13 protein-coding genes are annotated in these 14,376 nt (G+C 60.1%); 9 read left to right on the forward strand and 4 right to left on the reverse strand.

Translation table 11 applies throughout. The annotated features are described in order from the left end of the window. Window position 1: 1 nt before the first annotated feature. From MUN46_RS10580 to MUN46_RS10610, 7 genes are all read left to right on the forward strand, one after another. The gene (locus tag MUN46_RS10580; RefSeq protein WP_118076063.1) at window positions 2-556 is read left to right on the forward strand and encodes a 4Fe-4S dicluster domain-containing protein; all 555 of its coding nucleotides are present in this window, start codon (window positions 2-4) and stop codon (window positions 554-556) included. A gap of 2 nt (window positions 557-558) precedes the next feature. Next, window positions 559-1,236: a TorD/DmsD family molecular chaperone gene (locus MUN46_RS10585; protein ID WP_237978289.1), complete on the forward strand. Its 678-nt coding sequence runs from the start codon at window positions 559-561 to the stop codon at window positions 1,234-1,236. Continuing rightward, window positions 1,223-2,212: a formate dehydrogenase subunit gamma gene (locus MUN46_RS10590; protein WP_118076067.1), complete on the forward strand. Its 990-nt coding sequence runs from the start codon at window positions 1,223-1,225 to the stop codon at window positions 2,210-2,212. The genes MUN46_RS10585 and MUN46_RS10590 overlap by 14 nt, the downstream gene beginning before the upstream one ends. Before the next feature lie 247 nt (window positions 2,213-2,459). Next, on the forward strand, window positions 2,460-2,996 hold the full coding sequence (locus tag MUN46_RS10595; protein ID WP_340309689.1) for a 4Fe-4S dicluster domain-containing protein: 537 nt from the start codon (window positions 2,460-2,462) through the stop codon (window positions 2,994-2,996). A gap of 9 nt (window positions 2,997-3,005) precedes the next feature. After that, window positions 3,006-5,933 (forward strand): molybdopterin dinucleotide binding domain-containing protein, encoded by a 2,928-nt coding sequence (locus MUN46_RS10600; protein WP_243375910.1) that lies wholly within the window; start codon window positions 3,006-3,008, stop codon window positions 5,931-5,933. Between the two features lie 232 nt (window positions 5,934-6,165). Beyond that, complete coding sequence (gene eutH, locus MUN46_RS10605; protein ID WP_237978285.1) at window positions 6,166-7,236, forward strand: ethanolamine utilization protein EutH; 1,071 nt, start codon at window positions 6,166-6,168, stop codon at window positions 7,234-7,236. A gap of 120 nt (window positions 7,237-7,356) precedes the next feature. Next, window positions 7,357-7,521 carry a hypothetical protein gene (locus MUN46_RS10610; RefSeq protein ID WP_285230633.1) on the forward strand — a complete coding sequence of 55 codons (165 nt, stop codon included), beginning with the start codon at window positions 7,357-7,359 and terminating at the stop codon, window positions 7,519-7,521. A gap of 45 nt (window positions 7,522-7,566) precedes the next feature. Here the strand turns inward: MUN46_RS10610 and MUN46_RS10615 are convergent, their stop codons facing one another. After that, window positions 7,567-7,986, reverse strand: coding sequence for a hypothetical protein (locus MUN46_RS10615; RefSeq protein WP_237978283.1), 420 nt, complete (start codon window positions 7,984-7,986; stop codon window positions 7,567-7,569). 269 nt (window positions 7,987-8,255) lie between these two features. On the opposite strand from MUN46_RS10615, the gene MUN46_RS10620 reads away from it, so the two are divergent. Next, entirely contained in the window at window positions 8,256-9,668 is a 1,413-nt protein-coding gene (locus MUN46_RS10620; RefSeq protein ID WP_243375912.1) for a DASS family sodium-coupled anion symporter, read from the forward strand. A 152-nt stretch (window positions 9,669-9,820) separates the two neighbouring features. Here the strand turns inward: MUN46_RS10620 and MUN46_RS10625 are convergent, their stop codons facing one another. Together MUN46_RS10625 and MUN46_RS10630 are read right to left on the reverse strand one after the other, a co-directional pair. Continuing rightward, on the reverse strand, window positions 9,821-10,744 hold the full coding sequence (locus MUN46_RS10625) for an EamA family transporter (RefSeq protein WP_237978281.1): 924 nt from the start codon (window positions 10,742-10,744) through the stop codon (window positions 9,821-9,823). Then, on the reverse strand, window positions 10,737-11,948 hold the full coding sequence (locus tag MUN46_RS10630; protein ID WP_243375913.1) for a M20 metallopeptidase family protein: 1,212 nt from the start codon (window positions 11,946-11,948) through the stop codon (window positions 10,737-10,739). The genes MUN46_RS10625 and MUN46_RS10630 overlap by 8 nt, the downstream gene beginning before the upstream one ends. A gap of 145 nt (window positions 11,949-12,093) precedes the next feature. Between MUN46_RS10630 and MUN46_RS10635 the strand changes: the two genes are divergently transcribed. Further along, window positions 12,094-12,411: a glutaredoxin domain-containing protein gene (locus MUN46_RS10635; RefSeq protein ID WP_237978279.1), complete on the forward strand. Its 318-nt coding sequence runs from the start codon at window positions 12,094-12,096 to the stop codon at window positions 12,409-12,411. A gap of 122 nt (window positions 12,412-12,533) precedes the next feature. Here MUN46_RS10635 and MUN46_RS10640 read toward each other — a convergent pair whose 3' ends face one another. Continuing rightward, window positions 12,534-14,246 (reverse strand): ammonia-forming cytochrome c nitrite reductase subunit c552, encoded by a 1,713-nt coding sequence (locus MUN46_RS10640; RefSeq protein ID WP_243375914.1) that lies wholly within the window; start codon window positions 14,244-14,246, stop codon window positions 12,534-12,536. Window positions 14,247-14,376 lie beyond the last annotated feature (130 nt).

Below are 14,376 nucleotides of genomic sequence, written 5' to 3' on the forward strand. Positions count from 1 at the left end.
AATGGCAGAAAACAAACTTCAGAAAGGCTTCATTTTCCGTCAGGAAAACTGCGTGGGTTGCGGTGGCTGCACGATCGCCTGCCAGATCCACAACGAGCTGCCGGAAGACGTCCGCTTCCGCAAGGTTGATCTCTATGAGGTGAAGGACTCCAGAGGCAGGATCCGCGACGTGTGGCTGTCTCATGCCTGCATGCACTGCTCGAACCCGAGCTGCATGGCTGTCTGCCCGGCCGGCGCATTCCTGAAGCGCGACGACGGCATTGTTGTGCTGGATCGAAGCAAGTGTACGGGTTGCGGACTTTGCAGGAGCGCCTGCCCCTACGATGCCATCGTGATCAGCAAAAAAGACGGCAAAGCGGCCAAATGCAATATGTGCATCGAACTGCTTGATGCCGGCCTGAACCCGGCCTGCGTCGACGGATGCCCGATTAAGTGCCTGAAAGTGGGCAATACGGCTCAGGTCCTCAACCAGACTCCGGATGCCTCCCGGCAGGGCATTGGCTATCGCGACGGCCCCAACAGGCCCAACATGGTCATCATCAGGAGGCGCAGATAAAGATGGTCACAAGAGAGGGATGGGCTGGCGCTCGCGACTTTTTCCTTGCGTTTAAGGAAGGCTGCCAGAACGCCGGAAAAAAGGAAACTTTTCAAAGGCTTTCCAGCTGGGCGCAGAACCATGGCGAAGAAGCCCTGGCCCGGGTTGCCGGAAAGTTTGCCGGCAGCGCCGAGGCGGCTGAGGTGGATTTCAACCGCATGTGCATCGGTCCGGGGAAGCTGACTGTCCCTCCCTATGAAAGCGTCTGGCGCACTCACACCCGCATCCTTAACAATCGCTACTCGGCGGCCGTTCTCCACTCTTATGCGGAAGTCGGCCTTGCACTGGATCCCCGCTTCAATGAAATGGCCGATTTTTTCGGCAACGAGCTGGAATTTCTGTATTACCTCGCATCGTTGCTGCAGGCTCATGAGAAAGCCGGGCATGCGGAGGTCTGTGAAGCCCTTGCCGAGGCGGCGGACCGCTTCTGGGCGGAACATCTTGGACACTGGGCTCATGATTTTCTGCTGGCCTTCGCCCAAGATGCGCAGGAAGAGGTCTGGAAGGAGTGGGCGCGGGTTCTCGATCGAAAACTGAGTTCACTTTTTGAAGGCGTCAGTCTTTCGCAAGACATGACGGGCATGGAAAAAACCATTGCCGTACCTTCAGCCAATTCAAGGAACTGCTATGCAAATCATTAAATATTTGACGGCCTTTGGACTTGGTGCCGCAGGTTCGGCCGCATGGGCTGCGGACAAGGCGGCACAGGAAACCGTTGAGCATATGCCGGAATTTTGGTCTGAGGTCCAGGAGCATGCGGTCAATGCCGATGTGCCTCAGCTGCTGGGATATCCCTCGGACCCCAGCCTGACCATGACGTACAACCCGGATGCGGTGAGCTCGGGCTATCTCGGCTTCCTGCAGGCAAGCACCACGATTGCGAATTTCATCTTCGCGGCCGTAGTGCTGGTCGCAGTCTTGTTTGCCGTATTCGTGATGATCAACGGACGCGCCAAGCTCGACCAAGGTTTCTCTGGCAAGCTGATCCCCAGGTGGTCCAAGCTGGACGTCTTCCTTCACTGGCTGACCGGCATTCCCGGAGTCGTGCTTATCCTGACGGGTCTGGTCATTGGCGCGGGGCGCTTCTGGCTTGAGCCGGCGATGTCCCCGTCCCATTTCTTTACCCTTGTGAGCGGATCCGTTCAGCTGCATAACTTCTTTGCCTTCCCGTTCCTGATCGGCGCCGTGATCATGATGGTGAAATGGATGAAGCGCCAGATGCCGGAAAAGGGCGACGCGGCCTGGTTTGCGAAGCTGGGCGGCTACATCAATCTGGGGAAAACAAAGGCCGAACATCCTGCTGCCGGCTTTGCCAACGCCGGCGAAAAGGCTTTTTTCTGGACGTTTGTCGTATTCGGCCTGTGCCTGATCGTGACCGGTCTGATGATGCTCTATCCGGCAGCTTTCGGCGGTGTCTCTAAAAACTCAGCTCTTCTCGCTCTCATTATTCACATTGTGAGTGCCATTGTTCTGAGCGCCTTCTCTGTCGTGCACATTTACATGGGCGCGGTCATGAGCGAGGGAGGAATCGAGAACATGCTCTCCGGAAAGTGCGATGAGAACTGGGCGATCCAGAACCACAGCCTTTGGTATGAGAAAGTCGCCAAGGGAAACTAACTTGGGATTTCTCCGAGATCTTTAACTCTCGACAGGGCGAGGCGCAGCTGCGCCCCGCTCTGCCGGCACTGAAAAGCAAGCAGCCATGATTGATCGAAGAACTTTGTTGAAAATGATGGCCGGCGGCATGACTCTGACGTTTGTTCCAAGCGCGGAAATTTTGGCGAAAACAAAAGGCAAACGTTACGGGATGGTTTTTGACGTCAGACGCTGCACCGGCTGCCTTTCCTGTACGGTGAACTGCTCCATGGAAAATCGGATCGGAGATGCACGGAGAAGAACGACCGTAGGACAGGTCGAACTCCGCGGCCCGACCGGCGGCGAGGCTGTGATCTCTATGCCGCGCCAGTGCAATCACTGCAGCAATCCGCCCTGTGTGCAGGTTTGTCCGACCAAGGCGACCTACAAGCGCAGCGAGGACGGCCTGGTAGTGATTGACTATGACCGCTGCATCCACTGCATGAACTGTGTTCCTGCGTGCCCTTATGGAGCCAGGCAGCCCGACAGCTCGCACAAGACTCCTCCTGAGAAGTGCAACTTCTGCATTCACAGGCTTCAGGCAGGGTTGCTCCCTGCCTGCGTCGAAAGCTGCATCGGGCATGCCCGCATCTTTGGCGACCTCAATGATCCAAATAGCGAAATCTATAAAGTGATCAGCAGCAGCAAGACATACGCGCTTCTTACTCAACACGGAACCAAGCCCAACATTTTCTATATCGGACTGCCTGACTCGGTCAAGGACGAAGTTCTGCTGAAGCTCGACAGCAATGACTGGCAGCGGTAAGGAGAAGCCATGCAAGAGAAGAAAATCAGATACGGTCTTGCCTCCGAACCTGAAATGAAGAAAACCGGGGGCACAGTTGAATTAAGACCCGGAATTCGCCTGGGTTTTACCAAATGCTTTACCTGCAACAACATGTGTGGCATCCGCTACAGGTATGACGAAAGGGAAGGGCGTCTAACACGCGTAGCCGGCAACCCTTACTGCGAGGTTGTAACGGGCGGCAGGCCTCTGCCGCTTTCTACCCCGGTGCGCAAGGCCTATGAGATGCTGACAGGCGATTCCGGTCTTTCCCATCGAGCAACCACCTGCGGGAAAGGCGCGAGCGGTCCCGATGTTCTTTCTGATCCCTATCGAATCGTCAAGGTTCTTAAGCGCGCAGGAAAGCGCGGAGAAAACAAATGGCGTTCGATTCCCTATGAACAGGCCCTCAGAGAAATCCTTGAAGGAGGGGATTTGTTCGGCGAGGGGCGCGTGGAGGGGCTACGGTCGATCCGCGACCTGAAGACTCCCGTCAAACCGGGCAGCCCGGAGTTCGGCTCCAAGGCCAATCAGCTATTGGCCACTTTTAACGAGGAGGACACGATCCGCGGCGGGCTTTTCAGCCGGTTCGTGACCAAAGGCTTCGGAAGCGTCAACCTCGTCTCCAAGCATGCTTATTGCGGATCTTCCGTGGGGATCGGTTATTCTCTGGGGCTCGGTCCGTCCATTGAGGCGGGCATGTGCGACATCGACTGGAACGATTTTGAATACGGAATATTCATTGGCACGGCGCCCGGCAGTTCCGGAGCGAGCCTGAACCGGCTGGGATTTGGGGCGGCAGACGCGCGGACGGCGAGAAAAGCTGAATATGTCTGTGTCGACCCTATTTTGAGGAATCCTGCCGCTGCCGAAACCGGGGCTTCGTGGCTGCCCATCATTCCGGGCGGGGACTGCGCGTTTCTGTATGCCCTCGTTCGAGTCATCATCGACCGGAAATGGTACAACGCTGACTTTTTGAGGGTTCCGTCTAAATCCGCAGCCGCAAAAGCGAAAGAGGTCAACTGGAGCAACGCCGCCTGGCTCGTCAATGTGGAAAGCGGCTCGATGGCGGACGCGGCGGAGTTTGGGCTAGGAAAGAAAGGCGAAGGGATCGTTCTGGTTGGGGGACGGGCGGTTTCCTCTGAGAAAGCGATTCTCGGCGATCTTGACGCTCAGGTGACCCTGAAGGCTCTGTCTGGCAAATCCGTTCGCCTTGCCACAAGCTTTGCTCTTCTGAAGCGCGAGGCTCAAAAGCATTCGCTTGCAGACTACAGTCGTCTGTGCGGGATACCGGCAGAGAAGATTACCGCTGTGGCGGAAAACTTCACTCACCATGGCCGCAAGGCCGCCGTGGTTTCGAACACAGGCAACTATACGGCTGACGCCCCCATGGTGGGCTGGCTGATCTGTATCCTCAACACGCTGATCGGCTCGCATGACGCGCGGGGCGGCGCCATTTATGGAAACGGCGCCCAGATGGGGTTTGAGGGAAGATACGATCTGAATACAGTCTCCGGGGCGCCAAAGCTGGACGGGCAAAGCACGGTGTGCCTCAACATGCCCTATGAAGAATCTACAGAATTCAAGCAGAAGGCGGCGAAGGGCCTTAAGCCTTATCCGGCAGGACATCTCTATCACAACATGAATCCAGGGTATGGGGCCTCGAATGCCGCGGAGATGCTTACGGCTCTTGCCAACAAATCTCCTTATCCGGCTAAAGCGCTGCTGACTTGGAGGAGCAACCCTGTTTACGCAGCTGCTTCTTTTAGCAGGCAGGCTGTCCGTGCTTTGGCTGATCCCCGGACCCTGCCGCTTTTTGTGTCGATAGATGCCTACATCAACGAGACCAATGTCTATGCGGATTACATTATCCCGGATCATGTGATGTACGAGGATTACGCCTGCGACCGCACCTGGGGGAGCTTTGACCAGTGCGTTGTGGCCGGTGCTCCTGTGTCCGAGTCCCGGACGGTGAAGGACGCCCAGGGCCGCAGAGTCGGCATGGAGCGCTTCCTCATAGACTGTGCTGTAAAACTGGGGCTGCCCGGATTCGGTCGTTCCTCGATACCGGTTAAAGACGGTTCTCCGGTCGATCTGCTGGATCCGGAGGACTGGAGTGTGCGCTACATTGCCAATGTGGCAGCCCAGTGCAAAGGGCTGCCACAGGTAACAGACGAGGATCGTAAATATGCCGGACTCGTTCACGCTATGAGGGACGTGACAGCGCGAGTGACAAAGGGCGAAGCCTCGCAAATTGAGGCTTTGTTCTCACGAGGAGGCTATTACGCTCATGAAGAGCGCTATGACGGCCAGTTTATGAAAAACGGAGGCGGCAAATTCCTGCAGCTGTTCAACCCTGCCATGGCAGCGCTGCATAACTGCTACAGCGGAAAGAAGTACCCAGGAGTGCCAGTGCTGGACGAGCCTCGTTTTTTTAATGGCGACCCATGGTCGAAAATCTGGAGCAGCCAGCGTTTTCCGCTGCGCTTCAGTTCCTACAAGCCCATCCTGAGATCCCCTTATTCTGCCGCTTTCGAACATGATCTTCGGGTCAGTCCCCGGAACTTCATATTTATAAATAAGACAACGGCTGCCTGGCTGGGGCTTAAAGACGGTGACAAGGCTCGCTTGGTGAGCCCGAACGGGCTTTCTGCCGAGGGAGTTTTAAAGTGTGTTCAAGGCGTGGCGGCAGGGGCGGTTTGCGTTTCCCATTGCTTTGGGCATACAGGGTATGGCGCTAGGGACTGCCTGATTGATGGGCAGACGATTCGGGCAGACGCTCGGCGCGGCAGCGGAATTGCCGTTAATCGTTTGATTCCTCAGGATCCTACCCGGCCCGGTCCGGCTTCGCTCTTGTGCGATGTTTGGGCCGGCGGCAACTGCCGCAGCGGTATCCCGATGAGGGTGGAGAAAGCCTGAGCTGTAGCATTGCAAAGACTTCTCCCACATTCGGGTTGATGCGGCAGAGTCATCGCTGACATCGCCGGTAAGATTGTGGTACACCTCTATGCCAGAACTGTCCGGGGCGGTTCTGGCACTTTTTTAAGCTTTTTCAGCTTCCAGAAAGCAGAATTCCTTCTCTGTCCTTTCAAGGAAAATAAAGGAAGAATTGCCGGGAAGCGTATTTTCCTTTTTTATCTGAGCCTGTGAAATGAGCACCGTGGTCATTGGGATCATGGCCTTTTTTATGACTGTCGGAGCGGTGGACAAAGCCCTCTTTGACAATCGGTTCGGCTATGGCAGGGAGTTTGAGCGGGGGTTAAACACGATGGGACCGCTTGCTATGGTCATGGTCGGCATTATGTGTGCTGCTCCGGCCCTGGGAGCGTGTATCGGCCCATTTTTCGGTAGGCTGTTCGAGTCCGTAGGATCGGATCCGGCACTATTTGCGGGGATGGTGCTGGGAGTAGATATGGGCGGTTTGCCACTAGCCCAGTCCATGGCTCACAGCAGTGAGGCGGCGGTTCTGTCCGGGATTGGTTTAGGAGGAACGTTCGGTTGCATTCTGACCTATGCGATGCCTCTCTCTCTTTCCATGTGCGGTTCGGAGAGTCGTTTGGATGTTTCCAAGGGACTGGTCATCGGCATTATCGCCGCTCCCCTCAGTCTTTTTGGGGTCGGTCTGGCGGAAGGCTATGCCATGAGCTCTCTTCTGAAACTAGGCATGCCCGCCTTCATTTTTGCGGCTACCGTAGCCGGAGCCCTTGCTTTTTTTGCGGAAAAAACGGCTCAGGTCTGCCTTCTTGTTTCCCGTTTTTTGGTCGGCGCCTTCATTCTGCTGCTGGCTGTTGCTGCACTTGAAAATTATTTTGGTTTTGTGCTGATTCCTGGGATGGCCCCTATGGGCCGGCAGTTTGAGCTCATTGGGGAAATCAGTGTGATGCTGGCGGGAGCCTATCCCTTCGTACTGTTTATCCAAAGGCACTTTGCGGGACTGCTCCATGCATTCGCTTCGTTTTTAAAGATTGATGACTCTGCAGCTTTGGGAATGATTGTCGCTCTCGCCAATCCACTGCCGACGTATACTTTGTTCGATCAAATGACCCGGCGGGGCAGGGTGATATGCTCGGCATTTTCTGGCCCCGCTCTTTGCCTTTTGGGGGATCAGCTGGGATTCGTATCGGCTGTATACCCGGCCGGAATCTCCGCGCTTTTTGCAGGAAAGCTGATAGCGGCCGTGGCTGCCCTGATTATGGCTCTTGCCTTAGTTGATGCCGGGTGAAAGTGCAGAAGAAACAGTTAGGATGGATGTCTTCTTCTGAGGTATGCCCTTTTATCGGAGCCCTGTGATTTCAGGGAAAAAAGCGGGCGAAAGGGCGCGGCCTTTCATAAAATGGAGCGCATGAAGATCAACTGGGCCGTTGTTCTCGTCTTTCTCTTTTACGCCGCCATGGGCTACGCGCTGTACCGGGGCTTTCTCTGGGCGGGCGCGAGCAGGCCTATGGCCCAGACGGTGGGGGTGCTCTACACCCTCTTTTTCGCCTGGCGCACGTTCTGGCGGCGCTGAAAGGGCCGCTCCGCCTTTTCTCTTTTCCGGCTTGGAAAGGCGGGCTTACTTCGCCCCGAGCTCTTTCATCAGGTGGCGGTCGAACTGCGACTGCCACTGCTGCACCTTCCGGTGCGCAGTGCGGTTTCCACCCTCGTCCCGGGCTTCGCTCAGGCCCCTGCTGTTCAGGAAGTGGATCTGGTACCAGTGCTCGCCGTAGTCGATCCGGTAGCGGGCCTGCATGGGCTTTCTGTCGCGGTCGAGCTTCTTGTAGACGACGGTCACCGCGCCCCGGCGGTCGGCTTCGACGCTGTAGCCCAGCCGTCCCGCCGTGTCGAGAATCGCCTGGCGGATGCGCTTTGCGCCCGCCTTGGTCTCCCGGCGCGGCAGCTCTTCGACCCGGACGCCGGAAAGCCCGCAGCCGGACAGGAGCGCGGAAGCGGCAAGCGCCGCGGGAAGGGCAAGCAGGATTCTTCTCTGCATCATCTGTTCTCCTTGAGGTGGGATCGGTGGCAGAGGTCATTATAAAGAGGGATTTTTTTTGTTCCTCGCATCATCCCGGAGGCCGGGGCCGGGGTTCGGCGGAAAGTATTGACCGCCGGGTCCGGGCTGTGACATGATGTAGCCGGTATTCCGGAATACAGGAATACCGACACATGACAGGGATGCGCCGCTCTCTCTCGCTCCCGGTTCGGGAGCGGCCCGCGCGGCGGGGGCCGGATGGCGGCCCTGCTCGTCCCCTAGGAGAGAGACTTATGACAAAAAAACAGCTCATCAAGCTCGCAGTGTGCTTCCTGCCGCTGCTGCTGCTTCTCACCGATCCGCCCTCAGGCATGAATCCCAAGGCCTGGGGACTCTTCCCCTTCTACGTGGCCACGATTCTGGGCATCATGCTGCATCCGCTCACCGAGGCTGCGATCCTCATGATCTTCCTCGGCCTCTACGCGGTCTGCATGAAGGGCCAGCAGGTGGCCCTTTCAGGCTTCGCCCTCAACATGACCTGGCTCGTCGTGGGCGCCTTTGTGATCGCGCAGGCCTTTCGCGACACGCAGCTCGGCAAGCGCATCGCCTACCACCTGATCGGGATTTTCGGGCGCACGTCCCTCGGGCTCGGCTACGCCGCGGCCTTCTCTGACTTCGTGATCGCGCCTGTGACGCCGTCCAACGCGGCGCGCACGGGCGGCATCATCTTCCCGATCTTCCGGTCGGTCGCCGAGGCCCTGGGCTCCACCCCCGAGCACAACCCCAACGCGATCGGAGCCTACCTCTCGCAGCTGCTCTACATCGTGACGATGTGCACCGGCATCACCTTCCTCACGGGCTACGCCGCCAACACCGTTGCCTGGTCGATGACCGAGCAGATTCTCGGCATGCAGGTGAGCTGGCTGCAGTGGACGACCTGCTTCATCGTGCCCGCGGGCATCGTGTTGCTGCTCGCGCCCTGGCTGATCTACAAGATCTACAAGCCCACGATCACGAAGATCGACAACAAGAGGATCGCCCGCGAGGGGCTGGAGTCGATCGGGCCGATGAACAGGAACGAGAAGGTGCTCTGCGTTCTCTTCCTCGCCGCGATCGCGCTCTGGGCGACCTCCTCCTACACCGGGATCAACAGCACGGCCGTCGTCCTCGGCTTCATCTCGCTTTGCCTTCTCACCGGGATCCTCAAGTGGAAGGACATCGCGGTGAACGGCCAGATCTGGTCGACGCTCGCCTGGTACGGCGGCATCCTCGGCATGGCCGGCGCCCTGAACAAGTTCAAGTTCTTCAACTGGATGGCCGACTGGCTGCAGACGCTCGTCGACTTCTCCTCCTTCAACCACGTGGCGCTTCTGATCCTGCTGGTCTTCGCCGGCACCGGCTGCCGCTACCTCTTTGTCTCCTGCGGCGCCTACATGGCCTCGGTGATCCCCGTGCAGTACACGATCGGACTGGCCGCGGGGCTGCCGAAGTGGGACATGTTCCTCGTGTTCCTCACCTGCGGCGTGATGGGGGCCCTCGTGACCCACTACGCGAACGCGGCCGGCCCCGTGCTCTTCGGCGCGGGCTATGTGCCTCTGAAGAAGTGGTGGGCGACCGGCCTTTTCGTGACGCTGCTCTCCTACGTGATCTTCGCGCTGATCGGCGTGCCCTACTGGAGGATGCTGGGCCTGTTCACGTCGCTTTAAAGGCGGTTTGGCGCGCGGGAAAAGGGCGGCGCTGTCTCCTGCCTCCTTTTCCCTTGCGGGCGCAGCCCTCCCTGCCTGCCTCACGCCCCTTTCCGGGCGGCGGCAGCGGACCGGGAGGGCTTTTTTGCCGGCCCAGGCTGAAGGGCTTTCCCTCAGCCCGGGCCGCCCGGTCCCTTCCGCGGCAGCGCGAGGATCACCATGTTCGCGATCACCATGGCCGCTCCCGCCGCCTCCGGGGCGGAAAAGGGCACCCCGAGCAGCGTCACGGTGAGGATCACCGCGGTGAGGGGCTCGAAGGAGGAGAGCAGGCTCGTCACCGAGGCGGGCACATAGGAGGTGCTCTTCAGGTAGCAGCCGAAGGCGAGCACCGTGCCGAAGATCACGATGAAGGCGTAGAGGCCGGCCGACTCCCAGGTCCAGCGGGCGCCGCCTGCGAAAGGCGAGGTAAAGAGCAGGTCGGCCGCACCTCCCAGGGCCATCGCCCAGCCCACCGCGAAGCGCACGCCCGTGCGGCGGATGACCGAGCCGGGCTGCAGCGTGCAGAACGCCCCGAACCCGGCCGAGACGATGCCCCAGGCGACTCCGGAGACGGAGAAGTCGAGGCTGGAGAGCCGGCCCTTGGAGACGAGCAGTGCCACCCCGGCCATCGCGAGCGCGAGGCACAGGACTTCGCGGCCCCGCAGGAGCCTTCTCTCGCGCGCCGCGAGCCAGAGAATCACGAAAAGCGGCACGAAGCCCACCATGAGCGAGGCCGTGCCGGCGTTGGCCGCGTCAATGGAGAGGAAAAAAGTGAGCTGGATGAGGACGAAGCCCGCGCCGAGGACCGCGATGTCGCGGAGGTTGCGAAGGTCGGAGAAAAGTGGCCTCAAAAGCCCGCGCCGCGAGAAGAGCGCCTCGAGGGCGAGCATGAGGGCGCCCGCCCCGATCAGCCGGATCGACACGAGGTCCTGCGGCCTGAAGCCAAAGCGCGTGAAAAGTACCTGCGCGGCCACGCCCATCGAGCCGAAGCAGATCCCGGAGAAGGCGGCGAGAAAGACGCCCTCGAGCGTGCGCAGCGCTGTCCTGCGCTCAGGCATCGGCTGCGGCAAGCTCTTCGAGCCTGACCCTTGCGATTTTCGACAGCAGCGTCGCCGCGGCGGGGAGCACCTCGTCGTTGAAGTCGAAGACGGGGCTGTGCACGCCCGCGGTGTGGTCCTCGTCGCGGATGCCGATCCGGATCATGACGCCGGGAACCACCCGCTGGTACTCGGCGAAGTCCTCCGAGCTCATGAAGGGCTTCATGTCGGGCACGACGTGCTCCCCTCCGAAGAGCTTCTGCGCGATCCCGGCCGCCTCGAGCGTCCGGTCGCGGTCGTTGATCACGGCGGGGGTCTTCCGCTCGTAGCGGATTTCGGAGCTGCAGCCGTTCGCGCGGGCAGTCTCCTCGGTCATGAGCTGCACCTCGCGCTCGATCTGCGAGCGGACCTCTTCGGAGTACGTGCGCACCGTGCCGCTCATGGTGAGCAGCGGCGGCACCACGTTCTGCGCCTCGTAGCGGCCGGCGTTCAACGAGCAGACCGAGACCACCGCGGGCTCGATCGGGTCGACCCGGCGCGAGACGATGCTCAGGAGCGCCCCGTAGAGCTGGACGCCGGCCGCAATCGGGTCGATCCCGAGGTGCGGGCGCCCGCCGTGGGTGCCCCGGCCGTGGATTTTGATCCAGAAGTTGTCCGAGGAGGCCTGAAGAGGCCCCGCCCGGAAGCCGAAGACTCCCTTGGGCAGCATCGGCTCGTCGTGCGCGCCGTAGATCTCCCGGATGCCGTATTTCTGGAAGGCGCCCGAGTCGACCACCGCCTTCGCCCCTCCGGTCGGCTCCTCGCAGGGCTGGAAAATGCCGATCACGCGGCCCGCAAAGCTGCGGTCCGCGGCGAGGTGCCGCAGCGCCCCGAGAAGCCACGTCTGGTGCCCGTCGTGCCCGCAGGCGTGGCAGCGCCCCTTGATCCGGCTCGCCCAGGGGCGGCCCGAGAGGTCGTCAATCGGCAGCGCGTCGATGTCGGCCCGAAGGGCGAGCGCGGGCCCCGGGCGGCTGCCGTTCACCACGGCGATCACGCCGTTCCTCACGGTCTTTTGATCGATCTCGTCCGCGCCCCAGCCGCGCAGCAGCCCCGCGATCCGCTCCGCGGTCTTCGGCGTTTCAAACCCAAGCTCGGGGTTCTCGTGGATCTCGTGCCGGATCGCTGCGAGCTCGTCGGCCCAGGCGGCGATCTCCGGGAAGACCTTGTCCTTCAGAACGAACTCCATGGAGCTCCTCCACAATAAAAAATCAGGATGGGAAAAGGTTATAGCACCAGGCTCGGGGGCGGTGAGAAAAGCAGCTAAACTAACGAAAACGGCGGCCTTTCCCCCGCCGCTTCCACCCCTCTCAAGTCAAAAGGAAAAACAGCTGATGCTTAAAGTTTACGGAAGCCCGATGTGCCCGGACTGCAGGGCCTGCAAGGCGAATTTCGACCGCTTCGGCATTGCCTATGAGTATCTCGATGTCACGGGAAGCCTGAAGAACCTGAAGCAGTTCCTGATCTACCGCGACTCGAACCCGGTCTTCGACCGGCTGAAAAAAATCCACGACATCGGGCTACCCGCCTGCGTGGACGAGGACGGCACGATTTTCACCGACTGGGAAGGCTACCTGAAGGGAAAGGGCTTCAAGCCTTTCGCGGTCGAAGCCTCCGCACCGGCCTGCAGCGTGACCGGAAAGGGCTGCTGAAATCAAGGGCGCAGGGGGAGTCCGGCTTTCCTCCGTTGCAGCCTTTGGAAGATGATCAAAAGCCCCCGGGAAATTGTCTTTCCCGGGGACCCTTGTTTTTCAGGACTGCCTGCGAATGGGATTTACAGGGTCTTGAAAACCTTCTTTGCCTTGCCGTTCGCGCTTCTCAGATCCCAGATCGTCTTCGTGACCGAGCGGTCGAACGCCCTCGGATTGTGGAAGCTGCTCGAGAGATCCGTGAGCCAGTAGTCGCGGGTCGAGAGGTACTGCTCGTAGGCCTCGGTGAGGGTCTTCAACTCCGCCTGCGGCAGCGTCGCCTTCTTCGCCTTCACGGCGGCGAGCATCCGCTGCGCGTCCTTGGCGGCCATCTCCATCTTCTGGGTGCGGATCCTGTAGGCCTGCTGGATCGACTCGATCGTGTAGAGCGCCTGGCCGGGGTTCGTCCAGTTGTCCCTGGAGCCCGGACCGTGGCATTCGCTCCTCATGCAGGTGTTCCGGGCCTTCAGCTTCGCAAGGCTCGGCTGGTGCTCGAACGTGCCGTCCTTCTTCTTCGCGAAGTGGCAGTCGGTGCAGGTGACGCCGGCCTGGCCGTGCCTGCTGTTGATCAGGATTTCAACGTTCGGGTGGTCGGAGCCGTTGATGTACTTCACGCCGGTGAGCCCGTTCGTGCCCTGGTTCCAGCCCTTCTTCTTGAACCACTCGTAGGTCTTCACCGGGTCGCCCAGGAACTCGGTCGAGTAGGGGCTCACGCCGGCCTTGGCGAGTTCCTCGCGGGTGACGGGTTTGCCGGTGTCATTGTGCTTGTAGTTGAGGTAGCGGTTGGCCGCGTTGTGGCACTGGCCGCACTGGTAGTTGGCGTTGTAGTCGGAGAGGATGCCGATCTTGCGCGTGAAGCCGCGCACGCCCATGTCGATCACCTCCATCGACGGGAAGGCCTTGCTACCCTTCTTCGCCTGCCTCTGGTAGGTGTTTCCGCGGCCGTTCTTTCCGGTCATCGATTCGATCATCGGCGCGAAGATCACGCGCGGCTCGGCCGAGTGCGGATCGTGGCAGAAGTTGCAGTTGAAGCCCGAGTGCGTGCCTTTCAGCATCGGGACCACCTTGCTGTCGAAGTCATAGCCCTTCGGGTTGGGCGCAGTCCCGTCGTAGGCGTACTCCAGCATCGTCTCGGAGGTCTTGCAGAGCAGGCAGCGCGAGTCCTGCTGGCCCTCGCGGCCCTTATGCGGCCGCCAGCCGATGCCGATTACGTCGCCCTTCATCAGGTCGCCGTTTTGCGGGAAGTCGTCGATGATGTTCTTCCAGTGGTCTTCCTGAGGCGCGCCCTGCGCGACAAGGGACTTGTACTTGAAGCGGCCGTTGGCGCGGTTCGCGATGAAGTCCGACATGAGCCCGGCGTGGAAGCGCGGGAACTTGTGCTGGATCGCGCGCGGCCACCCGTCGTCCTGGTCGCGCACGAAGCTGTAGTCGTTCATGCCCTTCTTCTGGGCCCATTCGTAGTGGTACTTGGGATTGAACAGGTCCTTGTGCTGCTCCTTGTGGCACTGGGAGCAGGAGCCGTAGTCAAAGCGGGTCTTCGGGCGGTTGGCGGCCGAAGGGGCGGAAGTGTGCCCCGCGGGCACCGTGTGGCAGGAGCCGCAGTTCACGTTCCTGTGCGCCCCGCGGTTGTGGAGCTTCGCCACCGGGGTGTGGCAGGCGAGGCACTGCTGCGGGTTCTCGACCTTCTGCGCGGGCGGCGTGAGCGGCGCGGCCCGTGTCAGGGCCTCGGCCGCCGGGGCGGCCCCGAGGGCGGTTGCGGCGCAGAGCGCGAGCGCTGCCGGAAATGCTTTCCCTCTCATGATGGACTCTCCTTCGTAGAGTTTTTTTTATAAAAGCAATGAAGCCAATGAAGCCGTGGCTTGAACATTGAAGCCATTTAAGCATCAGTTAAGATTTCCAAATAGACCCATTTTGGAAATAAATCATGGA

Origin of the sequence: Mesosutterella faecium (assembly GCF_022809315.2) — a bacterium.
Taxonomy (GTDB): Bacteria; Pseudomonadota; Gammaproteobacteria; order Burkholderiales; family Burkholderiaceae_F; genus Mesosutterella; species Mesosutterella faecium.

Excerpts from the sequence above, each read along its gene's own strand:
- MUN46_RS10580 (WP_118076063.1), top strand. The coding sequence starts at position 2 with ATGGCAGAAAACAAACTTCAGAAAGGCTTCATTTTCCGTCAGGAAAAC.
- MUN46_RS10585 (WP_237978289.1), top strand. The coding sequence starts at position 559 with ATGGTCACAAGAGAGGGATGGGCTGGCGCTCGCGACTTTTTCCTTGCG.
- MUN46_RS10590 (WP_118076067.1), top strand. The coding sequence starts at position 1,223 with ATGCAAATCATTAAATATTTGACGGCCTTTGGACTTGGTGCCGCAGGT.
- MUN46_RS10595 (WP_340309689.1), top strand. The coding sequence starts at position 2,460 with ATGGAAAATCGGATCGGAGATGCACGGAGAAGAACGACCGTAGGACAG.
- MUN46_RS10600 (WP_243375910.1), top strand. The coding sequence starts at position 3,006 with ATGCAAGAGAAGAAAATCAGATACGGTCTTGCCTCCGAACCTGAAATG.
- eutH (WP_237978285.1), top strand. The coding sequence starts at position 6,166 with ATGAGCACCGTGGTCATTGGGATCATGGCCTTTTTTATGACTGTCGGA.
- MUN46_RS10610 (WP_285230633.1), top strand. The coding sequence starts at position 7,357 with ATGAAGATCAACTGGGCCGTTGTTCTCGTCTTTCTCTTTTACGCCGCC.
- MUN46_RS10615 (WP_237978283.1), bottom strand. The coding sequence starts at position 7,986 with ATGATGCAGAGAAGAATCCTGCTTGCCCTTCCCGCGGCGCTTGCCGCT.
- MUN46_RS10620 (WP_243375912.1), top strand. The coding sequence starts at position 8,256 with ATGACAAAAAAACAGCTCATCAAGCTCGCAGTGTGCTTCCTGCCGCTG.
- MUN46_RS10625 (WP_237978281.1), bottom strand. The coding sequence starts at position 10,744 with ATGCCTGAGCGCAGGACAGCGCTGCGCACGCTCGAGGGCGTCTTTCTC.
- MUN46_RS10630 (WP_243375913.1), bottom strand. The coding sequence starts at position 11,948 with ATGGAGTTCGTTCTGAAGGACAAGGTCTTCCCGGAGATCGCCGCCTGG.
- MUN46_RS10635 (WP_237978279.1), top strand. The coding sequence starts at position 12,094 with ATGCTTAAAGTTTACGGAAGCCCGATGTGCCCGGACTGCAGGGCCTGC.
- MUN46_RS10640 (WP_243375914.1), bottom strand. The coding sequence starts at position 14,246 with ATGAGAGGGAAAGCATTTCCGGCAGCGCTCGCGCTCTGCGCCGCAACC.